Source organism: Streptomyces kaniharaensis, from assembly GCF_009569385.1.
GTDB lineage: Bacteria > Actinomycetota > Actinomycetes > Streptomycetales > Streptomycetaceae > Kitasatospora > Kitasatospora kaniharaensis.
Genome location: NZ_WBOF01000006.1, coordinates 162,859 through 185,825 on the forward strand (window position 1 = coordinate 162,859; position 22,967 = coordinate 185,825).

General features: G+C 72.3%; 22 protein-coding genes. 6 read left to right on the plus strand and 16 right to left on the minus strand.

Annotation, left to right across the window (positions count from 1 at the left end; genetic code table 11):
* Window positions 1–6 precede the first annotated feature (6 nt).
* Window positions 7–1,119: an ATP-binding protein gene (locus tag F7Q99_RS37875; protein ID WP_153471329.1), complete on the plus strand. Its 1,113-nt coding sequence runs from the start codon at window positions 7–9 to the stop codon at window positions 1,117–1,119.
* Entirely contained in the window at window positions 1,116–3,890 is a 2,775-nt protein-coding gene (locus F7Q99_RS37880; protein WP_326847557.1) for a hypothetical protein, read from the plus strand. The genes F7Q99_RS37875 and F7Q99_RS37880 overlap by 4 nt, the downstream gene beginning before the upstream one ends.
* 66 nt (window positions 3,891–3,956) lie before the next feature.
* On the opposite strand, the gene F7Q99_RS37885 is transcribed toward F7Q99_RS37880, so the two are convergent.
* From F7Q99_RS37885 to F7Q99_RS37910, 6 genes are all read right to left on the minus strand, one after another.
* Window positions 3,957–5,216 carry a trypsin-like serine peptidase gene (locus F7Q99_RS37885; protein ID WP_153471332.1) on the minus strand — a complete coding sequence of 420 codons (1,260 nt, stop codon included), beginning with the start codon at window positions 5,214–5,216 and terminating at the stop codon, window positions 3,957–3,959.
* Between the two features lie 172 nt (window positions 5,217–5,388).
* Window positions 5,389–5,868, minus strand: coding sequence for a hypothetical protein (locus F7Q99_RS37890; protein WP_326847558.1), 480 nt, complete (start codon window positions 5,866–5,868; stop codon window positions 5,389–5,391).
* Between the two features lie 108 nt (window positions 5,869–5,976).
* Window positions 5,977–6,645, minus strand: a complete 669-nt coding sequence (locus F7Q99_RS37895; RefSeq protein ID WP_153471335.1) for a GAP family protein — start codon at window positions 6,643–6,645, stop codon at window positions 5,977–5,979.
* Window positions 6,646–6,837: 192 nt separating this feature from the next.
* Window positions 6,838–8,262, minus strand: a complete 1,425-nt coding sequence (argG, locus tag F7Q99_RS37900; RefSeq protein WP_153471338.1) for an argininosuccinate synthase — start codon at window positions 8,260–8,262, stop codon at window positions 6,838–6,840.
* A 165-nt stretch (window positions 8,263–8,427) separates the two neighbouring features.
* The gene (locus tag F7Q99_RS37905; RefSeq protein ID WP_153471341.1) at window positions 8,428–9,222 is read right to left on the minus strand and encodes an SAM-dependent methyltransferase; all 795 of its coding nucleotides are present in this window, start codon (window positions 9,220–9,222) and stop codon (window positions 8,428–8,430) included.
* 89 nt (window positions 9,223–9,311) lie between these two features.
* Window positions 9,312–9,959 (minus strand): rhomboid-like protein, encoded by a 648-nt coding sequence (locus F7Q99_RS37910; protein ID WP_230211306.1) that lies wholly within the window; start codon window positions 9,957–9,959, stop codon window positions 9,312–9,314.
* Between the two features lie 137 nt (window positions 9,960–10,096).
* On the opposite strand from F7Q99_RS37910, the gene F7Q99_RS37915 reads away from it, so the two are divergent.
* On the plus strand, window positions 10,097–10,981 hold the full coding sequence (locus tag F7Q99_RS37915; protein ID WP_326847559.1) for an IS982 family transposase: 885 nt from the start codon (window positions 10,097–10,099) through the stop codon (window positions 10,979–10,981).
* 43 nt (window positions 10,982–11,024) lie between these two features.
* On the opposite strand, the gene F7Q99_RS37920 is transcribed toward F7Q99_RS37915, so the two are convergent.
* From F7Q99_RS37920 to F7Q99_RS37955, 8 genes are all read right to left on the minus strand, one after another.
* On the minus strand, window positions 11,025–11,579 hold the full coding sequence (locus F7Q99_RS37920; protein ID WP_153471344.1) for a YbaK/EbsC family protein: 555 nt from the start codon (window positions 11,577–11,579) through the stop codon (window positions 11,025–11,027).
* An 84-nt stretch (window positions 11,580–11,663) separates the two neighbouring features.
* Complete coding sequence (locus F7Q99_RS37925; RefSeq protein WP_153471347.1) at window positions 11,664–12,044, minus strand: VOC family protein; 381 nt, start codon at window positions 12,042–12,044, stop codon at window positions 11,664–11,666.
* Between the two features lie 896 nt (window positions 12,045–12,940).
* A complete protein-coding gene (locus F7Q99_RS37930; protein ID WP_153471349.1) occupies window positions 12,941–13,867 on the minus strand; it encodes an STM4011 family radical SAM protein in 927 nt (308 codons plus the stop codon).
* Window positions 13,868–13,878: 11 nt separating this feature from the next.
* Window positions 13,879–15,240 carry an STM4012 family radical SAM protein gene (locus F7Q99_RS37935; protein ID WP_153471352.1) on the minus strand — a complete coding sequence of 454 codons (1,362 nt, stop codon included), beginning with the start codon at window positions 15,238–15,240 and terminating at the stop codon, window positions 13,879–13,881.
* A complete protein-coding gene (locus tag F7Q99_RS37940) occupies window positions 15,237–16,070 on the minus strand; it encodes an STM4013/SEN3800 family hydrolase (RefSeq protein ID WP_153471526.1) in 834 nt (277 codons plus the stop codon). The genes F7Q99_RS37935 and F7Q99_RS37940 overlap by 4 nt, the downstream gene beginning before the upstream one ends.
* A 17-nt stretch (window positions 16,071–16,087) precedes the next feature.
* Window positions 16,088–17,191 (minus strand): STM4014 family protein, encoded by a 1,104-nt coding sequence (locus F7Q99_RS37945; RefSeq protein ID WP_153471355.1) that lies wholly within the window; start codon window positions 17,189–17,191, stop codon window positions 16,088–16,090.
* A gap of 18 nt (window positions 17,192–17,209) precedes the next feature.
* Window positions 17,210–18,139: an STM4015 family protein gene (locus F7Q99_RS37950; protein WP_153471358.1), complete on the minus strand. Its 930-nt coding sequence runs from the start codon at window positions 18,137–18,139 to the stop codon at window positions 17,210–17,212.
* Between the two features lie 54 nt (window positions 18,140–18,193).
* Window positions 18,194–19,138, minus strand: a complete 945-nt coding sequence (locus F7Q99_RS37955; RefSeq protein ID WP_153471361.1) for an STM4015 family protein — start codon at window positions 19,136–19,138, stop codon at window positions 18,194–18,196.
* Window positions 19,139–19,328: 190 nt separating this feature from the next.
* On the opposite strand from F7Q99_RS37955, the gene F7Q99_RS37960 reads away from it, so the two are divergent.
* Both F7Q99_RS37960 and F7Q99_RS37965 read left to right on the plus strand, forming a co-directional pair.
* Complete coding sequence (locus F7Q99_RS37960) at window positions 19,329–19,655, plus strand: hypothetical protein (protein ID WP_153471529.1); 327 nt, start codon at window positions 19,329–19,331, stop codon at window positions 19,653–19,655.
* A 116-nt stretch (window positions 19,656–19,771) separates the two neighbouring features.
* Complete coding sequence (locus tag F7Q99_RS37965; RefSeq protein WP_230211307.1) at window positions 19,772–20,887, plus strand: DUF6745 domain-containing protein; 1,116 nt, start codon at window positions 19,772–19,774, stop codon at window positions 20,885–20,887.
* An 84-nt stretch (window positions 20,888–20,971) separates the two neighbouring features.
* Here F7Q99_RS37965 and F7Q99_RS37970 read toward each other — a convergent pair whose 3' ends face one another.
* Window positions 20,972–21,745 (minus strand): class I SAM-dependent methyltransferase, encoded by a 774-nt coding sequence (locus F7Q99_RS37970; protein WP_153471364.1) that lies wholly within the window; start codon window positions 21,743–21,745, stop codon window positions 20,972–20,974.
* A 152-nt stretch (window positions 21,746–21,897) separates the two neighbouring features.
* Window positions 21,898–22,047: a hypothetical protein gene (locus tag F7Q99_RS37975; RefSeq protein WP_153471367.1), complete on the minus strand. Its 150-nt coding sequence runs from the start codon at window positions 22,045–22,047 to the stop codon at window positions 21,898–21,900.
* Window positions 22,048–22,153: 106 nt separating this feature from the next.
* On the opposite strand from F7Q99_RS37975, the gene F7Q99_RS37980 reads away from it, so the two are divergent.
* Window positions 22,154–22,918 carry a class I SAM-dependent methyltransferase gene (locus F7Q99_RS37980; protein WP_153471370.1) on the plus strand — a complete coding sequence of 255 codons (765 nt, stop codon included), beginning with the start codon at window positions 22,154–22,156 and terminating at the stop codon, window positions 22,916–22,918.
* Window positions 22,919–22,967 lie beyond the last annotated feature (49 nt).

Consider the following 22,967-nt stretch of genomic DNA (forward strand, 5'->3'; position numbering starts at 1 on the left):
ACCGACATGTCCGACCTGCTGCGCGCCCCCGCCGAGATCAAGTACGCCGAGGAGCTGGACTGGCTGGAGTCGATCGACGACGGCCCCAAGCCCTTCTCGTGGCGGCTCTCCCCGAAGATGGTCCGCCTGTTCATCCTCGGCTCCGAGCGCGCCGACGGCCTCGACCGCGAGATATCCCAGAAGTGGTTCGGCGACCAGAGCTTCGTCGAGCGCTCCATCGTCACCCTCGCCTCCGACCGCGGCCTGCTGCTCATCGGCGACCCGGGCACCGGCAAGTCCTGGCTGGCCGAGCTGCTGGCCGCCGCGATCTGCCGCAACTCCACGCTCGTCGTGCAGGGCACCGCCGGCACCACCGAGGACCACATCAAGTACTCGTGGAACGTGTCCATGGTCATCGCCAAGGGCCAGTCCCGGGAGTCGATGATCCCCTCGCCGATCATGACCGCGATGGAGGGCGGTGTCATCGGCCGCTTCGAGGAGCTGACCCGCTCCACCAGCGACGTGCAGGACGCGCTGATCTCCATCCTGTCCGAGAAGTACATCTCCGTACCGGAGCTGGACAGCGACAACATCGTCTTCGCCAAGCCCGGGTTCTCCGTCATCGCCACCGCCAACAGCCGCGACCGGGGCGTCAACGACCTCTCCTCCGCCCTCAAGCGGCGCTTCAACTTCGTCCGCATCCCGGTCGTCACCAACAAGCGCAGCGAGGCGGAGATCGTCCGCTTCCGCACCGAGGAACTGCTGCGCCGCCACCAGATCGAACTGGACGTGCCGCCGAACCTGCTCGACGTCCTGCTGCAGTCCTTCGCCGACCTGCGCGCCTCCGCGGCCGCGGCCGCCAGCGACGACGAGAAGCTGGAGTCCGCGCTCTCCACCGCCGAGCAGATCGGCGTCCTGGAGGACGCAGTCCTGCACAGCAACTTCTTCGGCCAGCGCGCCCTCACCGCCCGCACCCTCGCCTCCTCCCTGGTCGGCTCGCTCACCCGGCGCGAGCCCGAGGACCTCGCCATCCTCAACAAGTACCTGCACGGTGTGGTCGAGCCGCGCAGCAAGGACGAGGGCGGCGACTGGCCGGAGTTCCTGGAGGGCGGCCGCGACGCGATCGCCACCCTGTCGTGACCGCCGCAGCGAAGGGGGTCTTCGACCCGCTGCGCACCCAACTCCAGGAAGCCGCAGCCGCGTTCGCCGACGGCCCGGACGCCCTGGAGGGCATCCTGCTCGGCATCGTCGACGACGTCGACCGCGCGGTGCGCGAACCGCTGGAGATCTTCCCGGTCTGCCACCACTCGCCGGCCTCGGCCACCGCGATGGCACGGCGCCTGCGCGAGAAGCAGCCCAAGGTCGTCTACCTGGAGCTGTGCGAGGACATGGCTCCGCTGCTGTCCGAGCTGCGCAACTGCCGCCTCCCGGTGGCGGTCCAGTCCTTCGCCACCGAGGTGGACGGCTTCCCGGCCGACTGGTCGCCGCTCTCGGTGGTCGCCCCGATCACCGAGGCCTCCGCCGAGTACCAGGCCATCGCGTACGCCCTGGACACCCCGGGCGTCGAACTGGTCCTCGTCGACCGCTCCTCCGACCACGTCTTCCAGTGGGAGCCGCGCGAACCCGAAGCGCCCTCGACCGACGAGGACGCCGCGATGCACGGCGCCGCCGTCGGCATCGAGATCGGTGAACTGCGTCCTCGCTTCGCGGAGCTGGAGGAGCACCTGCTGCGCCACGGCCGGGTGCGGCACTGGTCGGAGTGGTGGCACCAGTACGTCGAACTGCCGCTCGGCGACGCCGACCACGAGACCTACCGCCAGGTCATGCTGCTGATCGGCAGCCTGTTCCGGCGGCTGGCCCCCGGGGACCGGCGGCGCGTGCGGGTGGACGAGGACCGCGAGCGCTACATGTGGACCAGGATGCGCGAGCACCTCGCCGCCACCGGCACCGACCCGGCGGACTGCCTCTACGTCTGCGGCGCCTTCCACGCGGCCAGCCGCGTCGAGGAGTTCGGCTTCGACGGCAGCGACACCTTCGAGATCAGCCCGCGCACCGCCACCACGTGGCGGCACGGCCTGATCCCGTCCAGCCACGCGGCGATCGAGGCGCAGTTCGGCCTCGCCGGCGGCTCGGTGTCGATCGCCGCCACCGTCTGGGCGAAGAACCTCGAGCGCACCGGCGTCACGCCGTACCGCCTGGAGGGGCAGACGGGCACCCGGAAGAGCACCAAGAAGAACGTCAAAAAGAAGGCGGCCGCAGCCCTGCCCGCGCCCGCCGTGGAACCGTCGGACCAGCTGTCCGGCTTCCTGCAACGACCGCCGGTCCTCGACCGTCTCGACGAGGCCGAACTGCTCGGCTGGTCGGTGGACATCGTGCGCGCCGCCCGCCGCAACGGCTACCTCGCCTCCACCGCTGACGCGATCGCCGTGTTCGAGACGTCGATCCTGCTGGCCGGGATGCGCGACCGCGCCCGCCCCACGCCGTACGACTTCCAGGACGCGGCCGTCACCTGCATCGAGAAGGACACCGTGCCGGGCCGGCGCGACGTCCGCCGCCTGGTCGAGATCATGATGGGCGGCGACCGGATCGGCCAGGTCGGCTACGACGCGCTCCCGCCGCTCGCCCGGGACGTCCACGACCGGCTCGCGCCGCTCGGGCTGAACCTCGAACAGCGCGGAGTCCGCCGGGCCCTGCTCGACATCGCCGCCCAGCCCGAACTCGGCCGCTGCTCCGACGTGTTGTGGATCCTGCGCTACCTGCTGCCGCAGGGCGCCGCCCGCCCGATCATGGGGGAACGGAAGCTCGGCGAGCGTTCGATCCAGGAGTCCTGGGATCTCGCTCTCGGTACCCACCAGCGGGCGCTCATCGAGCTCGGCTACGAGGGCGTCAGCATCGAGCAGGTGCTGGAACAGCGGCTCCGGCGCGCGGCCTACAGCCCGCAGGCGACGGTGGCCACCGTGCTGGAGGCGGTCGAGGACGCGACGCTCCACCTGCGCGGCGGCCGGCTCGCCGAGGAACTGGGCACCCGCGCCCTGGAGGTCCTCGCGAGCGAGCGCAGCGTCGACGGCGCGCCCGAGGTGCTCCGCCGGGTACGGCGGTTGCTCGCCTACTACCGGACCAGCGAACCGGCGCTCCCGGCCTGGATCGAGTCCTTCGTCCGGACCGGGTACGCGCACTACTGCACCCTGCTGCCGACCTCGTTCGCAGACGAGGACGCGACGGTCCGCCAGGTGGCCGCGATGCTGGGCTTCCTGTTCAGCATGGAGAGCCTCGCGCTGTCGCTCGGCTGCGACCGGACTCAGCTGGAGCTCGCGGTCGCCCAGTCGCACCCGGATGAGCCGTCGAAGACGGCGCTGCTGTGGGCGGCGCAGGTGCAGCTCGGCCGGCTGTCGCGGGAGGAACTGCGGGACCGCTGCGCGGAGTTGCTCGGCAACCCGTTGGTGCTGCCGGCCTACCCCCGCTACCTCAGCGGGTTCGTGCAGGCGCTGGAACCGGTCCCGGGCCTCACCGACTTCGTCGTGGAGGCGGTGTCGACGGCCTTCGCCCGGCTGCCCGACCCGGTGCTGCTGCCCTGGCTGCCGACGCTGATCAGCACACTGCGCTCCGGCGGCGCCGAACTCGCCCCGCTGTTGATCCGGGAGGCCGGGCGGATCGTCCCCGGCCGGCTCGCGGCGCTGGACGCCTGGGTGCCGCCGTGGCGGGCGCAGCCCGGCCCGGAGGCCGTCAGGCCGGTGCGCGCCGCACGGGGTGTCGCGCTGCTCGCGGAGCATCCGGCGACGACCGATGCGCTCGCGGAGCTGCTGGGCTGTGAAGGCGGCTGGCAGCCTGCCGACCCCGGGCCGACGGGCGCCGCGCTGCTCGGGCGGTATCCGGACACGGCGGCGGCGCTGGGCGTGCTGCTGGCCGGATAGGGGACGGCCCCCGCTCGCACGTGGTGTGCGGGCGGGGGCCGTCGCCGTCGCTAGCTCTTCTTGCTGCTAGCCCTTCTTGGAGATGAAGTCGAACAGGCCCGCCGCGACGTCGTCGAGGTACGGTCCGGCCTGGTACTTGTCGTCGCCGTCATTGCCGACGGAGACGTTGCTGACCAGGGCCGGCTTGCCGTCCTTGGCCGACAGCCAGCCGCCGCCGCTCGAACCGCCCGTCATCGAGCAGCCGATCGCCAGCATCGGCGGGCGCGCGGGGTCGAAGGACATCCGGGAGGGCTTGCCGCCCTGGCAGTGGTTCAGCTCCCGGCCGTCGAACGGGGGAGCGGCCGGGTAGCCGTAGTTGGTGATGTTCAGCTGGTCACGCGGGGCGTTGAACCAGACCGGCAGCGCGCCGCCGACCGTCTCCTCCAGCGACTTGCCGGTGTCGTTCTCCGGCTTGACCCGCAGGATCGCGAAGTCGTACTGCGCGGCCGGGCCGACCTCGCCGCCCTCGGTCTTCCAGACCGGGGAGGTGACGTAGTTGGCCGCGTCCCACGCCCCGAACGGCGCGTACTGCGAGACGTCGGTCGGCCGCTTGCCGTTGCTCACGTCACCGCCGGCGTTGAAGTCGGGGATGAAGACGATGTTGCTGTTGAACGTGGAGCCCTTGCCCTGGTGGGCGCAGTGCCCGGCGGTCCACACCAGGTTGCTCTTGCCGGGGTGCGCCGGGTCGGCCACGACGGTGCCCGAGCACACGTAGTGCTGGCCGAGCTTGCCGGGGTCGAGGGTCTCGGCGCCGGGCTTGTCGAAGAAGATCTTGCCGAACACGGCCAGGTTCTTGGCGTACGGGTGCGGATCGGCCTGCGCGTTGACGGTCTTCGGCGGCGCGTCGTTACCGCCGTCCGCAGGCGGCTGGGTGGTCGGCTGCGCGGGCTGCGGAGCCTGCGTCGTCGGCTGCGGGGCGGGGCCGGTCGGCTTCCCGGTGGGCGCCGGCGTCGGCGGCTTCAGCGGCTCGACGGGCTTGGCGCTGAGGAGCTTCTCGAGCGTCCAGTAGCCCTTGGCGACCGCCGGAGCGGCGTAGTCCTTGGCCCACTTCTCCCAGTCCGAGGCCTTCCACTTCTTGAGGTCCTCGAGGTTGGCCGGCAACCCGAGCCCTGCCGCCCCGCCGGTGGCTGCGGCCGTGGCCCCTGCGGTCCCGGTGGCCCCCGTGGCCACCGCATCGCCGGGGCTGTTGTCCGGCCCGCAGGCCGACGTGGCGAGCAGGGTCAGCGCCACCACGGACGCCCCGAGGGCGGCGCGAACGGTGCGCTTGGTACGACGTATCGATGACATGAACGTTCTGGTCCCCCTGTATGACGGCCCGGCACCGCAACGGTGGTGCCGGGTATTGCGCAGAGGAGTATGTCATCAACCGTCAGGCCTGTGCGCACCTGCCCGGATTTGCGCTGGACCCCGTCCTCGAACTCCGGTCGTCTGCTGGGCAGGCGGGAGTCTGAGGACGGCTCTAGGCCAGGGGCAGGCTCGGGCGGCCGTTGGTGACCTTCAGCGGGTAGGGCGTCAGGTCCTCGTGCCAGCGGTAGTACCCCAGCCGGACGGCGCCATCGGCGAGCCGGTGGGTGTCGTGGGCGCGCTCGGCGAGCCAGCACAGGAGCTCGCCCACCTGTTCGGAGTCGTCGGGGTGGAGCTCGGCGCGGGCGGTCACCGACCAGCCGCGGCGTGGCGGGTCGGTGCGGGCGGCCAGGGCGGCGCCGAGTACGCCGCCCACCTTCCAGGCCGGTCCGTCGGCGGCCAACAGCGGCCGGGGATCGTTCTCGACCGCGGGGTGCCCGTCGTCGTCCACCACCGCGACGGGGAAGTCCGCCACGACGGTCAGCCGCTCCGGCTGCGGGCCGAGGCCCAGGTGCCAGCGCAGTTCGGCGACTTGCTGCTCCGACAGTTCGTCGCGGAGGTCGACCGTCACCATCAGCTCGTAGATGTCACTCACGCGCCGCACCCTACCGAGGGGTACTGACAGGCCGTCCGGCCGGTCACGAACTCCGCGGTAGGCTTCGCCCGGCCCGCGTGGACCACGGCCCTCAGCTGCTGCTGCGTCTCATGAGAGTCCGGTGATGGCGTTCCCGACGTACGCGGCGCCGAGGACCGCCGGCACCGTGGTCATGATCGCGACGTTGTGCGCGGCCATCCACGCCTTCCACTCGCCGAGGACGCGGGTGGAGCGGTCGCCGCCCAGCAGGTACACCCCGAGCGGCACCAGCGTGCAGAGCGAGCCGACGAGGACCATCAGCGCGGCGGCCACAGCCTTGTCTCCCCCGCTTGCGGTGCTCGCCGCGATGGACGCGGCGCCGCCGACGGCCAGCACGAGGTTCTTCGGGTTCGCGACGACGAGCACGGCGGCGAGACCGGCGGACCTGGCCGCCGTGAAGCGGTCGATCGTCCGCATCCAGGCCGGCGGCGCAGTGACGTGGCCCTCGCGCGGCCGGTCGTGCCACTGCTTGCCCGCCAGCAGTACGAACAGCACGCCGAGCGCGAGCTTCAGCCAGTACGACCAGGTCGGCTTCCCGCCGCCCGAGCTCAGCCCGCTGCCTGCCAAGACGACGGCTGCCACGACGGTGGCCAGGGTGCCGGCCCAGCCGGCGGTGAAGGCGGGGCCGTTGGTCCGGGCACGGGGGGTGGCCAACATGAGGATCACGGCGATCAGCGGCAGCGGGCTGATCGCGATACCCACCGCCGACGCCAGCATCGAACCGACTGCCTCGCCCATCCCCGCTCCCGCTCTCTCGCCGGCTCGGTCCGTCCCTGACCGCCGCTGGGCACACCTTGTCCCGTTCAGTCAGCTACGGCCGGGCCCGCCGTGCACGACCGAGCGGCCGTCCGGGTGAGTTGCGGTACGACTGCGGGCCGCGGCACTGGTGCGTGCCGCGGCCCGCAGTCGCTTCGGTGCTCAGGTGGTCCGTCAGTCGGTGCCGGACTCGATCGCCGCGTTGTCGAGGGCGGTGGAGTCCGCCGCGACCGCATCCGCGCCCGCTCCGCCCGCGGCGATCGGTGCCGCCCCGCCTGGGGCCAGCTCGCCGATCAGGCCGCTCCAGGGCGCGAGCTGCCCGTGCGTGGCGTACTGCTCCAGCTTGCTGCGCGAGTCGGCGATGTCCAGGTTGCGCATGGTCAGCTGGCCGATGCGGTCATCCGGGACGAACGCGGCGTCGACGCTGCGCTCCATGGACAGCTTCTCGGGGTGGTAGCTGAAGTTCGGACCCTGGGTGTCGAGCACCGAGTAGTCCTGGCCGCGCCGCAGCCGCAGCGTGACGCTGCCGGTGACCGCCTGGCCGACCCACTTCTGCAGGCTGTCGCGCAGCATGAGCGCCTGGGGGTCGAACCAGCGGCCCTCGTACAGCAGCCGGCCGAGCCGGCGGCCCTGGGTGTGGTAGGTGGCGAGGGTGTCCTCGTTGTGGATCGCGTTGAGCAGCCGCTCGTAGGCGATGTGCAGCAGCGCCATGCCCGGCGCCTCGTAGATGCCGCGGCTCTTGGCCTCGATGATGCGGTTCTCGATCTGGTCCGACATGCCGAGCCCGTGCCGTCCGCCGATCCGGTTGGCCTCGTGCACCAGCTCGACGGCGTTGCCGAACTCCTGCCCGTTGATCCGGACCGGACGGCCGTGCTCGAACTCGACCGTGACGTCCTCGGTCCGGATGTCGACCGACGGGTCCCAGAAGGCGACGCCCATGATCGGCGCGACGATCTCGATCGAGGCGTCCAGGTACTCCAGCCGCTTGGCCTCGTGGGTGGCGCCCCAGATGTTCGCGTCGGTGGAGTAGGCCTTCTCGGCGGAGTCGCGGTAGGGCAGGTCGCGCTCGGCGAGCCAGGCGGACATCTCCTTGCGGCCGCCGAGTTCGGTGACGAACGCCTGGTCCAGCCACGGCTTGTAGATCCGCAGGCTGGGGTTGGCGAGCAGACCGTAACGGTAGAACCGCTCGATGTCGTTGCCCTTGTAGGTGGAGCCGTCGCCCCAGATGGAGACCTCGTCCTCCTGCATGGCGCGGACCAGGAGGGTGCCCGTCACGGCACGGCCGAGCGGGGTGGTGTTGAAGTACGTCTGCCCGGCCGAGCGGATGTGGAAGGCCCCGCACGCGAGTGCGGCCAGGCCCTCCTCGACCAGCGCCGCCCGGCAGTCGACGAGACGGGCCTGCTCGGCCCCGTAGGACCGGCCGCGCTCGGGCACGTCGGCGAGGTTCGGCTCGTCGTACTGGCCGATGTCCGCCGTGTACGCGTAGGGGACCGCCCCGTGCTCGCGCATCCACGCGACCGCGACCGAGGTGTCCAATCCACCGGAGAATGCGATACCGATCCGTTCACCGACCGGCAGCTTGCTCAAGACCTTCGACATGCATGCACCCTAGACCCGCAGCTTGCGGGCCCCTGACTAGCGACGTGTGGCCGGTTTCGGCACTGGTTTCCGACACCGGTACTCTGGCATAGGTTTGCAGAGTACTGCAAGAGAATACGCTCGAGGCCGCCGGGCCCGCCCAGTCGGGCGGCCGCGCGCCGAGGCTCAGGGCTTGCGGCCGACGCCCGCGTACATCCAGCGGGTGGTGTTGGCGGTGGGCCCGTCCGGGCGCCAGAGCGGGACGAAGTCGACGCCGGGTGCCAGCAGTTCCCAGCCCTCGAAGAAGCCCTCGACCTCGGCGCGGCCCCGCCCGTTGATCTGCGAGGTGCTGTTCTCCCAGGTCTTCGCCACCTCGGCGGCTAGCTGCGGGTTGCCCTCGCCGGTGCTGTGCGAGAGCAGCAGATGGCTGCCGGGCGCGACCCGGCTGCTGACCGCGCGGACCGCGGCGGCGGCCTGCGCGTCGTCGACGAAGTGCAGGACCGCGAGCAGGAGGACGGCGACCGGCTGCGACAGGTCGATCAGCGAGCGCAGCTCGGCGCGGTCCAGCAGCTCGTCCACGTCGCGGAGATCGCCGGTCAGGACGGTGGTGCTGCGGTTGTCCGCGAGGAGGGCCCGGCCGTGGGCGAGCACGATCGGGTCGTTGTCGATGTAGACCACGCGCGCGTCCGGGGCGAGCTCCTGCGCCACCTCGTGCACGTTGCCGCGCGCGGGCAGTCCGGAGCCGATGTCGATGAACTGCCGGACGCCGGCCTCCACGCAGAGCCGCACCGCGCGGCGCAGGAAGGCGCGGTTCTCGCGGGCCGCCTCCGGGATGTCGGGCGCGGCGGCGATGGCGTGCTCGGCCGCTGCCCGGTCCGGGCCGAAGTTGTCCTTGCCGCCGAGCCAGTAGTCGTAGATCCGGGCCGGATGCGGTCGGTCGGTCTGGAGATCCGTCTCTCTGGTGCTATCCGCCTCGAACATCCGGTCCCCTCCGAAGATGTGAGCGGCTGTCATCCGGCGGGACGCACAGCCAATCGAACGTCCGCGCATGATAGCCGCCCGGCCGGAGCTCAGGCGGTTACCGGGGTCCTCTGACGTAGCCAGGGGGATCGGGAGGCGAGCACGCCGAGGCCCAGGGCGATGAGGTGGCCGGCGTCGGCCAGTTCCTGGTCCACCGCCCATGCGGTGGCCAGCGCCAGGGTGAGCGCGGGCAGGCCGTATCGGCGCAGCGGGACGGGGCCCAGGGCGAGCAGGCAGGCGCCGGTGGCGACGAGGCCGTAGCTGATCCCGACGTCCCGGGCGTGCGACAGGGCTCCGGGGATCCGGGTGCTGAGCATCACCCACATCGCTCCTTCGGTGAGGAGCGTGGCGCCCAGGTGTCCGAAGACGAACACCGCCCCGGCGCGGACGGCGCCCCAGCGCCACTCGGCCAGTCCGAGCACCACGGCGACCGCCGCGATCCCGGCCCACGCCGGCACCCCGTCGACCACCAGTCCGCTGGTGAACAGCGTGTACCACTTGCCGACTTCCATGTGGTGGACGTTGCTGCTGTTGTGTCGCACGAACCGGGCCCGCTCGGACCTGCTCTGGCTCGCGAGCCAGCCGGCCGTGGCGGTCAGCAGCAGCACGTACACGGTGGTCAGCCGAAGGCGCGCCACCACGCGGAGGAGCACCGGCCCGCGGTGCTCCTCGACCGCCGTCCCGCCACGGTCCCTCATCCTGCTACCGCCTCCGCTGTCCGGTGAAGCCCACCCGGGGCCCTGCCGGTTTCCGGCAGTACCGTCGCAGCCTAGATGAATGAGTCCGATTGCTGGGCTGGCCGCGACCATGACGAAGGGTGCCCGTTGGTTGGTTTGTGAAGACGAACCTGGACACCCTTCTGACGGCACTGTACGTGTTCATCGATGACCACGTGGCCCCGCGTCACCGGATCGGGCGACCTCCGAGGCTCTCGGACGCGGAGCTGCTGTGCCTGGCGGCGGCGCAGGTGCTGCTCGGCTTCCCGTCTGCGAGGCACTGGCACCGCTTCGCGAGCAGTCGGCTGAGGCACCTGTTCCCGTACCTGCCGGGGCAGTCCGGCTACAACAAGCGCCTGAACGCGGCCGGTTCGCTCATCCCGCAGGTCGTCGGGGCACTGGCCCGGCAGGTGCCGACCTGGCACGACGACCTGCGGCTGATCGACTCCACACCGCTGCCCTGCGCGGCCTCCCGCGAGACGGTCAAGCGCTCGGCCCTGGCCGGCACCGCCGGATACGGCTACTGCGCCAGCCACTCCCGATTCTTCTGGGGTTTGCGGCTCTACCTGCTCACCACGGCCGAGGGCATGCCGGTCAGCTGGTGCCTGGCCAACCCGAAACTCGGCGAGCGCGAGGTCATGGAGGCCATGCTCGGCCGTGACCGGCACCTCGTGCGCCAGGGGCAGGTGATCCTCGGCGACAAGGGCTTCGCCGGAGCCGCGTTCGAGGCCTTCGTCACCGACGAGCTCGGCGCGCACCTGGTACGGCCCGACCGCAAGGGCGAGCCTGCCCGCTTCGGCAGGCTCGCCCGCGTCCGCCAGTGGATCGAAGCGGTCATCGACACCCTGAAGGGCCAGCTCAGCCTGGAGCAGCACGGCGCACGAACCGAAGCCGGCGTCTTCGCCCGTACCGGTCAGCGCCTGCTCGCCCTCGCTGCCGCAATGTGGCACAACTGGACCACTGGTGCCGCGATCAAGCGCTCACTCATCGCCTATGACCACTGAGGACATCGGACTCATTCATCTAGCCGTGCGGTGTGTGCCCTGCTCAGGAGGCCAGGTTCGGCAGTACCTCGGCCCCCGGGAGCTGGACCAGCGCCCAGCCTGGCAGGATCAGCTTCCCCCGACGCAGCCCGCTTCCGACGAGCACATGGGGGGCAGCGGCCACCGCCTCGTCGATCAGCAGCGGCCAGCTGTCGGGCAGCCCGACGGGGGTGATACCGCCGTACTCCATGCCCGTCTCGGCGACGGCGGTGTCCATGGGAGCGAACGAGGCCTTGCGTGCCCCGAGGTGCCTACGCACCGCCTGGTTCACGTCCAGTCGCGTGGTCGCGAGGACGAGGCAGGCGGCCAGCGTGACCTCGCCGCCCCGCTTGGCCGCGACCACCACGCAGTTAGCCGAGAACTCCAGCGGCGCGTCGTAGGCCTCGCAGAACACCGAGGTGTCAGCCTTCTCCGGATCGGTGTCCACCCACAGCACCGAGCCCGCCGCCTCCCAGTTCTTGAGGACGTCCGCCACCGGAGCGGCGAGTTCGCCGCACGCGTCCAGCGCGGCACGGACTACGGGGAACGTGCCGAAGGGGGCGCGGAGTTGTTCGCTCATGGGTCGACTGTAGCGAACGCGGTTGATGCGGTTCCCGATGCGGCCCCGGCTGCGGGGCAGCCGGGGCGGTGCACGGGCTGGGTGCTACTTGGCGGCCCGTTGGGCCACGCAGAGGATGTTCCCTTCGCTGTCCTTGAACCAGGCTGCGCGCAGGCCGTTGGCCTCCGCGACGCCGTTGACTGTCTTCAGACCCGGCATGTCGTATTCCTCGAATGTGATGCCGCGGGCACGGAGTGCCTGCATCTCGCCGTCGAGGTCGAGGACCTTGAAGCTGGCCAGGGTGTGCGCGGCCTGCCCGCCGCTGGGTGTCTCGTACATGCCGAATTCGGTGCCGCCGCACTCGAATACCAGGTCCATGGGGGTTTCCTCGATGACCTTCAGGCCGAGGGTGTCGGTGTAGAAGGCCTTGGCCCGGGCCAAATCGGCGGCGGGGATCATGGCAAGTAGCGGTGCGTCTCCGAGCATAGTGATTCGCCTCCTCCCTTCCAGGCTAGGTACGCCGGCAGGGGGCCGCCCGGCGGGCGGGGCCGGTTCCTTGGTGTGTACGGGCTTGCCGATAGTCATGCGGGGGTGAGGCGCCAGAGGGAGGTGACCTCGGCGGCGCGGGCGGCGCGGAGTGGGTCGGCCGGCTCGGGGGCGGTGGCGTGGAGGTGGCGGGGGCCGGTGCCGCGGTCGTGAACGCGCGGGCCGAGGTGCTCGGCGAGGATCGGACAGGATCAGCCGGCCCTGGCCGCCGGGGAGCAGTCGGGTGGCCAGGCCGTCGGGAAGCCGTGGAGTATCCGGCTGTCCGGGTGGTAGACGCCCTGGTCGAGGGCAGAGATGGTTCGGGCGGGGACCACGGTGGGTTGCAGATGGCCAGGGCGGCTCGGTTGCTGCCGGGCGGGTAGAGCGCGGTGCCGGCCGCCTTGATGTGGTCGCCGAGGCCGAGGCGGTGGGCGATCTCGAGGGCACACGATTCTGTTGTCAAGGAGCGGTCCGTAGGCGGCCAGGCAGGCCTCGCGGACGGCGGGTGCGCGGTGGAGACGGCGGCGGTGGTCATTGTCGAGTGGGGCCAGGCGCATGCCGAGGACGCGGGCGAGGCGGGCGCGCGCCCGGTGGTGCTTGTCGGACACCGGTGTTCCTCGTGGTCGAACGTGCAGGAGCACGAAGAACACTTCGACGAGGAGGGAAGAAGTAGATGCGCCGAGTGCGCGGCCCTGGGTGGCGGGCGCTGCCGTCAGGGCAGGTGCGGCTCCCGCGTCGAAGCGCGAGCCGAGGTGTCACCGAGTACGAGGCCCGGCACTGCGGCGAGTCGTATACCGCTCGTCATGGCGGGCCTCCTCCCTCGAACGTGATGGTCCTGCGCGGTTGTTCGTACACTTTCACACCGCGTGGTCGGTCGGCAACCGATTATTCACCGCCTCCGGCCAGCCGTGCGGTACGCGTTCCAGGACGCCTTCGCCGAACAGGTCGTACAGCGGCAGCGTCTCCAGGTGGACGTAGCCGATGTGGCAGTCGCAGGACGCCAACGGGCAGGAGCGTGCGCGTAGTTGGGCGCGGTAGCTGCCGTCGTAGAGATTGCCGAGGACGTCCCGGACGAAGTGGCAGCGGCGCACGGTGCCGTCGCCGTCCACCGAGAGCACGGACTCGCCGGTACGGCAGGGGTGCCCCGCGCTGGGATGGGCGTGCCGGCTGTAGCCGAAGTGCGGGTCGAGGGCGGCCCATTGGGCGGCCTCGGCGTCGGTGTAGGTGCGGCCCTCTGCGGCGTTGATCCAGAGGTAGACGCCGGGGGAGAGCGCGGCGCGCAGCCGCCGAGCCTCGGCGAGGTGCTCGGGCTGCCCGACCACGCCGACGCTGTAGCGCACGCCGAGCGCGTCGAGTTCGCGGCACTTGGTGAGGAAGCGGTCGTGGGTGACCTGGCCGGGGTGATAGGTGACCCAGAGCGCGAGCGTGTCGAGTTCGGCCTCGGCGAGCCAGTCGGTGCGGCAGCTGAGGTTGGTCTGGATCGCGACCCGCCGGACGTGTGGGAGCCGGCTCAGCTCGGCGAGCGCGCGGCGGTACCAGGATCGCACCAGGCCCTCGCCCCAGGGGGTGAACAGCAGCGACAACGTGTCCCCGGTGCGGGCCCGCCCGGCGGCCCAGGCGGTGAAGCGTTCCAAAGCGGCCCGGTCGGCGCGCAGTTGGTCGGGGGAGTCGCGGCGCTTGGCGAACGGGCAGTAGGGGCAGTCGTAGTCGCAGGAGGCGAGCGGGCCCCGGTAGAGCAGGGTGAGGTCTCGCGCGTCGGTGTCCGGCGGATGCACGGAGGGCATGCCGAGGAAGGTCATTTCGCCTCGTAGTCGGCCATCAGGGCCTGGACCTCGGGCGAGAACAGCATCGGCCCGGCTGCGTCCGAGTGTGCCAACCCCTCCGGCGTGAGGAGAAGGTGCTCCGGATCGTCGGCCAGCCAGCCGCGCGCACTCAACTCGGCGAGCTCGACCGGGAAGTCCTCGGCGGGACTGCTGCCGAAACGGGCGCGGTACTCGGCCAGCGGCATGCCCTCGGCCTGCAGGAGCGACTGGACGAGGTGCCGGCGGCGCGGCTCGTCGCCCGTCATGGCGTGGCCGACCTCGGCCCGGCGGAAGTCGTCGGTGGCCACGTAGTCGTCGATGATGCCGCGGACCTCGGCGGCGTTCACCGCGTAGTCGAAGGAGTAGTGCAGCCGTGACGTGTACGAGCGGGCACCGCAGCCGAGGCCGACCATGCCGTCCGTCTGGCACGCGTACTCGCTCGCGCCCGCGTGCGGGGAGGCGGCACGGCGGAACATCCGCATCGACACCTGCTCGTACCCGTGGGCGAGCAGGTGGTCTCGCCCGGTGCGGTAGAGGGCCAGCCGCCGGGCGTCCCAGGCGGACAGGCTCTCCTGTCGGCCGCCCTCCGGCGGGCCGTCCTCCGGCCGGCCGCGCCGCGCCAGGCCGGTGAGGGGCCGGACGTACAGCGGGTAGAGGTACAGCTCCTCGGGCTGCCAGGCGAGCGCGGCGTCCAGCGAGTGCAGCCAACTCGCCTCGGTCTGGCCGCCGATGCCGTAGATCAGGTCGATGTTGAGGACCGGGAAGCCGGCGGCGCGGATCCGGCCGAGCGCGGCCTCCACCTCGGCGCGCTTCTGAGGACGGACGGCGGAACGGGCCTCCGCGTCCACGAAGGACTGCACACCCAGGCTCAGCCGCGTGGTCCCCCGGGCGGCTAGCACCTCCAGCCGGTCGGCCGTCGCGGTGGCGGGCGAGGCCTCCACCGAGAGGGGTATCGCCCGCAGGTCGGCGCCCATCCGCCGGTCGGCGATGTCGCACAGCCGCTCCAGCTCGGCGGCGGTGAGGTAGGTGGGCGTGCCGCCGCCGAACGCGGCCACCGCGAACCGGGCACCCTCGTCCAGCGCGGCGCGGGCGGCGCCGGCCTGACGCTCCAATGCGTCCAGGTACGCCGTGGTCAGGCCCTCGGGGCTGCCGATCCGGGTGAACAGGTTGCAGAAGCCGCACCGGACCTCGCAGAACGGGATGTGCAGGTAGAGCGAGAGGGCGTGCTGCGCCTCGCCGGCCCAGAGGTCGCGCAGCGCCGGGCGATGGGGCAGCGGGCGGTAGGCGGTCTTGTGCGGGTAGGCGTAGACGTACGACTGGTAGGGCGAGTCGTGGCGCGGGGGTACCGTGGTCATGCGGGCTCCTCGGCGGTGGTCTCGCCGGTGGTCGGGATCGTGAAGTGCGCGTACGGGACCGTCCAGACCACCTCGTGGCCGATCCGGTGGCCGGTGTAGCCGTCCTCCCCGTACGCGGTGCCGTGGTCGGAGCAGACGATCGCGAAGCACGGGCGGCGCGCGCTCATCGCCGCGAACAGCCGGCCGATGTGGGCGTCCACGTACTCCAGCGCGGCGGCGTGGCTGGCTCGGGAGTCGCCGTGCTCGCGGGTGGCGCCGGGCAGGTGGAACCAGTTCGGCTGGTGCAGCGCCGAGACGTTCAGGAACAGGAACAGCGGCTGCCCGGCAGGCTGTTCGGCGGCGACCAGCTCGGCCCGGGCGACCTGCGCCTCGAACGACGTCGAGGACGGCACACCCATCTCGGGCTCCCAGTGGCTCTCCTGGAAGAGGCCGGGGAGCACCGAGCCGAGCGGGCCCTGCTTGTTGAAGAAGCCGACACCGCCGATGCAGACCGTCCGGTACCCGGCCGCGCCGAGCGCGGTCGGCAGGTCGGGCGCGTCGAAGACCCAGGTGCGCGGTGCGGTGCTCTCCGAGCCGGCGAAGCGGGCCGCGAACAGGCGCGGGTGTGGGCCGTCCGGCGAGGCTGGGGTGGGCAGGAAGCCGGCCAGCATCGCCTGGTGGGAGGCGTACGTGAAGCTGCCGGGCGCGTGCCGGCGCTCCCAGCGGTCACCGGGGAGATGGGCGGCGAGGTTCGGGATGCGGCCGGCGGCCGCCAGCTCCTCGGCGACGTCGAAGCGGAGGGTGTCGAGGGTGACCAGCAACAGGTCGTGGGTGCCCACGACGGCGTTCATGTCGGGCGTCTGGTGGTTCATCGGGCGGGTTCCGTGATCTGGGGGTGGATGGCGGTCAGGGCGGCCAGCTGCGCGCCGTAGGTGTCCAGGCCCTCGGCCGGGCCGCCGGGCAGGCCGGTGAGGTTCGGCAGCAAGTCGCCGAAGGCGTTCACCTCGCCGACCAGGGCGCGCCGCCAGCCGGCCACGGGCAGGACGTCGACGCCGACCATCGGCGAGCCGGGCAAGCAGGCCGCTGCGCGCTCCGCCGTCTCCAGCAGGTCGGGCCAGGCGGGGCCGGCGGCCTCGCGGGCGAGGTCGAGGCTGCCCCGGGCGCCGCCGAGGTGGAGGTTGGTCATTGGCCGGGAGCTGGTGCGCACCACCGCGTGGGTGGCTCGCCCGGCGACAACGACGACGCGCAGGTCCGCCGAGCGGCCGGACTGCGCGGCCTTCGGGACCCACTGCTCGACGTGCAGCCCGTCGGGTGCGAGCCGGTCGACGATCGCGGCCACCTCGGGCTCGCCTCGGTATCGGCGAACGCGCAGCGAGTTGTGCAGCCCGCCGTCGGCCAGCTCGACCGAGGTGGTGGCCTGCACCTGCCCGCGTGGGCCGAACTCCAGCGCCACCACCCCGGAGGCGGAGGAGCCGTGAGCGGGCTTGACGAACACCCGGTGCAGGCCTGCCTCGCGCAACCGCCCGCGCAGGTCCTCCCAGCCGGTGACGTCGGAGCCGCCGAGTGCGCGCGGGACGGGTACTCCGGCTGCGGCGAGCAGCGCGTGTGCCCGGCGCTTGTCGAACATCACGGCGATCTCCTCGGGATCGCCGAGCAGCCGCACGCCCGGGAGCGCGGCCAGGCCGCGCAGCGCGGCCATCACGCCGGCGTACCAGGCGGCCGTGCCCTCCACCCGGGTGGGTGCGTAGGACGGGCCGAGCGCCGGGCCGCGAAGCAGTTCGTCCACCGCCGGCTCCTCGCCGGGCGACTCGATCCGCAGCAGACCGTCCTCGGGCACCCGGTACCCGCCACGCAGCACGTCCAGCCAGGGCAGGACAGCGGGTTCGGGCAGGCCTGCGGCCCGGGCCGCAGCGGCGAACAACGTCACCCGCCGGTGGCCCGGGTTGCCGAGAACGGTCAGCCGCGTGGTCATCGTGTCCTTCCCGCCCGGCTATTCGGCGACCGCGACGTAGCGGTCCTCGGGGTCCTCGCCCTCGTCCTCGGCCTCGCTGAGGTCGACCTCCACCCCAGGCAGGGCCTCGCGCAGGCGCTCCTGCATCTCCTCGGTGAGGTAGTGGTGGTGCAGGTCGATGGCGCGCAGGTGGGTGAGCGGCTGGCCCTCCAGGAGGGCGGCGGCGCCCTCATCGGACAGCACACCCATCGACAGGTCCAGTGTCTCGAGCCGGGCCACGACGGGCGCGTGCGCGAGCGCGGAGGCGATCTCGTCCTGGAACTCGCTGTTGGCCAGCCCGAGATGGCGCAGCACGGGGAAGCGCGCGCCGTCCAGGAAGGGCCCCAGATCGTCGATGGTCGCGTCGCCGCCGTACTCGTCGACGCCGAGCCAGAGCACCAGCTCCTCCAGCACGGGCAGTTCGGAGGCTGCCACGGCGCGCACGACGGGGGAGGGCAGGCCGCCCGCCTCGAAGCGCAGGGACCGCAGTCGGTCGTGCCGCACCGGGCTCAGTCGCAGGTCAGTGCCGCCGCGCACGGAGAATTCGGTGAGGGACGGGAAGACCGTCAGCAGCAGGGTGACATCGCTCATCTCCAGCCAGGAGATCTCGCACTCGTCGTACGTCACGTCGCCCAGGAACAGCGCCTCCAGCGCGGGCAGGCGCTCGGCCTCGTCGGCGATGGCGGCAACGGCGGCCTTGACCGGTTCGTAGTCCCGCTGCCACCAGGAGCCGATCACCACGGCCCGGACGGTGGCCGGGTCGACCGTGTCGAGAAAGGTGCTCCAGAGCTCCGCGAAGTCGCACGCGGCGTCGTACTCCAGGGCGATCCGCCAGGCCACGGCGTCGGCGGCGGGCTGGGCGGCGGCGCCCGGGGTGAAGCTGTGGACGGGCAGGTCGTGGAAGTGCCCGAGGTGGTGGTTGACGGTCATGGCGGCTCCTGACGGGGTCTGGTGGCGGACGGTGTGCCGACGGTTGGGGGACGGCTACTCGGCCACGGCGACGTAGCGCCGCCGGTCGTCCGGCCGGCCGGCCCCGGAGAGGTCGATTTCCACCCCTGGCAGAGCCTGACGCAGGCGCTCCTGCATCTCTCCGGTGAGGTAGTGGTGGTGCAGGTCGAGGGCGCGCAGGTGAGTGAGCGGCTGGCCCTCCAGCAACGCGCCGGCGCCCTCGTCGGTGAGCACGCCCATGGACAGGCCGAGCGACTCCAGCCGCGCCACGACCGGAGCATGCGCCACGGCGGCGGCGATCTCGTCCTGGAACTCGCTGTTCTGCAGCCCCAGGTGGCGCAGCGCCGGGAAACGCGAGCCGTCCAGGAAGGGCGTCAGGTCGTCGAGCGCCGCGTCACCGCCGTACTCGTCGACGCCGAGCCAGAACTCCAGCCGCTCCAGCGCAGGCAGCTCGCACCCGGCCACCGCGCGCACCACGGAGGCGGGCAGCCCGCCGGCCTCGAAGCGCAGCGCGGTCAGCGCCTCGTGGCGCACCGGCTTCAGCTCCAGGCCGTCGCCGCCGCGCACCACGAGCCGGGCAAGCTCGGGGAAAGCCGTCAGCAGCGGGGTGACGTCGCACAGCTCCAGCCAGGAGATCTCGCTCTCCTCATAGGTGATGTCACCGACGAAGAGCGCCCGCAGGGCGGGCAACCGGCAGGCCGCGCCGACGATCGCCGCCAGCCCCTCGTCGAAGCCGCCGGGATCGTCCGCGAACCACTGACCGATCACCACGGCCGACACGCGCTCGGTGTCGACGGTGTCGATGAACTGCTGCCAGCGCTCGGCGAAGGACTCCTCGGACTCGAAGTCCAGGCCGAACTTCCAGGCCACCGAGGCGGGCTCCGGCAGCGTGACGGCCGCGCCCTCGCCCTCCTCGACGGCCTGGACGAAGTCGAAGACCGGGAGACCGTGGAACTGCTCGATGTGGCTGCTGACCGGCATGCGCTGCTCCTTCTGGGGTCTGGGGCGGACAACTGTCTACCAGCCGGGACCGACAATCCGGTGACCGGGGTTCCGGGCGGGTGCGTTGTCAGACCCTTGCTCTACGTTCGGGTCGTGGCTCCGGAGCGTGATGCCGGAGCCGTGGATTCCGGCGCTCGCCGGCGTCCGGTCGTACGGCGAGGGAGGACTGATGTACCGCCAGGGCGATGTGCTGATCGTGCCGGTCGAGGAGAGCGTCGTGCCGCCCCGGGTGGCCGCGCTGGCCGTGCAGCCCCGGGACTCGCGCGGCCGGATGGTGCTCGCGCTCGGCGAGGTCACCGGCCACGCGCACGCCGTCGTCGGCCCGGGCACCCTGCGCCGCGAGGCAGGGCCGTTCGGCGCAGGCTGGCTGCACCTGCCCGAAGGCGGCCGGGTGGTGCACGAGGAGCACGCGGCGATACCGCTGGCCAAGGGCTGGTACCGGGTGGTGCGGCAGCGGGAGTACACGCCGGGCGCGGTGCGGGTGGTCGCGGACTGACGTCCCGTCGCGGTGCCTGGCGCACCGGCATGGCGAGCGGCGGCATGGCGAGCGGTCGCGGGACGGAACGGATACGGACGACCGGGCGGGGAGCCCGGGCGGGAACGGAGCAGGTGATGGAGACGGTTCTTCCCGGCGCCCTCAGGAGCCCTGACGCACTCGAGAGCACCGAGACCCTCGGGAGCGGCGGCACGGGTGTGGACGGCGTGCTTGCCGAGGTGACGGCCCGCTGGCGGGCGAGTGCGGCGGCGACCGGCCCCGCCGACCGGGCGGCGGCCGAGCGCGCGGTCCGGGCCGCCTACCGGGCGGCCGGGCTGCCCGAGCCCGCCGAGATCCGCTGGTTCGGCTCCCCGCTGGCGGCCGCCGAGGCGGCGCTGAAGCTGCGGGCCGGCGGTGCGGTGAGCGTGCGCGAGGCCGTCCGCACCCGGGCCTGGGAGAAGGCTCGGCGGCAGGCCGTCGAGCGGGTCGGCGCGGCCGGGTGGGCGGCGCACTGGGCCCTCACCGGCGGCGAACTCGGCCCGGTCACCATCCCGCTCGCCGACCGCGTGCGCAACGCCGTCATCGACCGTCTCGCCCCCGAGGCGGTCCGCGCGCGCCGCACCACCGTCCGCCTCGCCCTGCTCGACGCCGTCCGCGGACAGCACGACGGACCCTGGTTCGCCGCCTTCGAGGCGGCCGGGGAGAGCGCCGACGCCGTCGCGCCGCTGGCCGACGCCGCCCGCGAGGCCGGCTGGTGGTGGCCGTACGAGGACGTCGCGCTGATCAGCGAGCGGCCCGTCGAACTGCACCGCGACGAGGCCGGGCGGCTCGACCGCGCCGACGGCCCCGCCCTCGCCTACCCCGACGGCTTCGCCCTGCACGCCTGGCGCGGCATGCCCGTCCCCGCCGAGTTCCTGGCCGACCTCGGCGGCGTCACCGTCGAACGGATCCGCACCGAGGAGAACGCCGAGCTGCGCCGCGTGATGCTGGAGCACTACGGCTACGACCGCTACCTCGCCGACTCCGGCGCAGAGCCGATCCACCGCGACGAGACCGGCGTGCTGTGGCGGATCGTCCTGCCGGACGACGAACCCGTGGTCATGGTCGAGGTCGTCAACTCCACCGCCGAGCCGGACGGCACCTTCCGCACCTACTGGCTGCGCGTCCCGCCGAGCACCCGCACCGCGCGGGCCGGGGTCGCCTGGACCTTCGGCATACCCGAGTCCGAGTACCACCCGCAGCGCGAGACCTGAGCCGCTCCCTCGCGTCCCGGGCCGCCGCCTGTGAGTCCCGACCCGTCCCTTGGCCAGCGCCGCTGGGGTGGCCGCGTGTTGTTGTCAGGGCGTACGGGCGATGAGCACGGGCTGGAAGAAGCCGGTGTGCTCGGGGAGTTCCCACGTCACGTCGGTGAACCCTGCCTCCGTGGCGAGCGTGGTCAGCTGGGCCCGGGTGAGTGCCCAGTAGGTGGAGCGGTGGACCTCGGTGCGCCACTCGCCGTCGGCGTCGGGGCGGAGCTGGAAGAGCTCCAGGTCGTACCGCTCGCCGTCCTCGTGCCAGTGCCACAGCTGGAAGATGACGGACCGTTGCCCGTCCGGCTCGGTGGTCTGCGGAGGGGTGGACGTCGGGCGTGTGCGGCGCAGGTCGTCGTAGGGGCGGGTGGTGAGGAGGAGCAGGCCACCGCTGCGCAGGGTGCGGCGCATGGCGGTAAGGGCGGCCCGGATGTCCTCGGGGGTGAGCAGGTGGGGGAGCGAGTTGTCGGCGCACACGACGACGTCGAAGGTGCCGTCGATGAAGGGGAGTTGCCGCATGTCGGCGGCCGCCGTGGGCAGACGGAGGCCGCGCTGGGCGGCCTCGCGGGTGGCGCGAGCGGCCGCGACCGGGCTGAGGTCCGTGCCGGTGACGCGATGGCCGAGGGCGGTGAGGCCGATCGCCTGGGTGCCGATACCGCAGGCGCAGTCCAGAACGGTGCCCGGCCGGTCGCCGAGGCGGGCCCGGACGAGGGCGTCCAGGCTCGTGCCCTGGCGGGCGACGGAGGCTTCCCAGTCGGGGTAGAGCAGGTGGTAGCCGGCCGCGAACTCGTCGTAGAAGCTACCGGTGGGGGATTGGTTCATGGCGTCGGGGCCTTCACGGGCGGCGGGAAGAGGGAGTACTGGGCGCGGTTGGCGTTGAAGTGGGCGAGGTCGTGCCGTCGTGCTCCAGCTCCATCGGCGGTGGTTCCGGGAGGTCGCGATCGGCGAGAGGTGATGCCCCTCCAATTAGACCCTCAGTGCGGGATGTTGTGTACGGCCGCAAACTGCTCGGCGTCCTCCGCGTTCCACAGGCCGCGGCTGGGGCCGGATTCCGGCCGGGTGAGAGCACGCAGCAATGCCGGGCTGTGGACCGGCTGGACGCGGAAGTTGTCGAGGTGGCGCATGACGGTGACGGGCGTAACGTAGCGCCGGCTGTTGCCCCGGTGCCGGACTGATCGAGCTGCGGAAACTCGGTTGGCCGACGGGGCGCGCCGTCGCGAGGATGCGAGTATGCGCACCTTCGAGGAACTGATCGCCGAGGCCGAAGCCGTGTCCGTGGCCGGCTGGGACTTCTTCTGGCTGGACGGACGCGCCACGGAGGAGCGGCCGTCCTGGGGCTACCAGCGCCGGCTGGGCGAGCGGCTGGCCCGTGCCTCCGCCGCGTTGGACATTCAGACCGGGGGCGGTGAGGTGCTCGCCGGGGCCGGAAAGTTCCCGCCGGTCATGGCGGCGACCGAGTCCTGGCCGCCGAACGTCGCCCGCGCGACGAAGCTGCTGCACCCGCTGGGCGCGGTCGTGGTCGCGGCCCCGGACGAGCCGCCGCTGCCGTTCGCCGACGGGGCGTTCGACCTGGTCAGCAGCCGGCACCCGGTGAGGGCGTGGTGGACGGAGATCGCCCGGGTGCTGCGGCCGGGCGGCACGTACTTCGCCCAGCACGTGGGGCCGGCGTCCGGCTTCGAACTGGTGGAGTACTTCCTGGGCCCGCAGCCCGAGGCACGGAAAGCCCGCCGTCCCGAGGATGAGAGCGCCGCCGCGCGGGCCGCCGGGCTGGAGGTCGTGGACCTGCGGTCGGAGCGCTTGCGGATGGAGTTCTTCGACATCGGCGCGGTCGTGTACTTCCTGCGCAAGGTGATCTGGATGGTGCCGGGCTTCACCGTCGAGGCGTACCGGGAACAGCTGCGCGAGCTGGACGCCCTGATCCGCGCCGACGGGCCGTTCGTCGCGCACTCGGCCCGCATCCTGATCGAGGCCCGAAAGCCGGGCGGCCCGTGTTAGAAACCGTCCTGAGACGAGAGACCGTCCTGAGACGGGGCCGCCCGGCGCC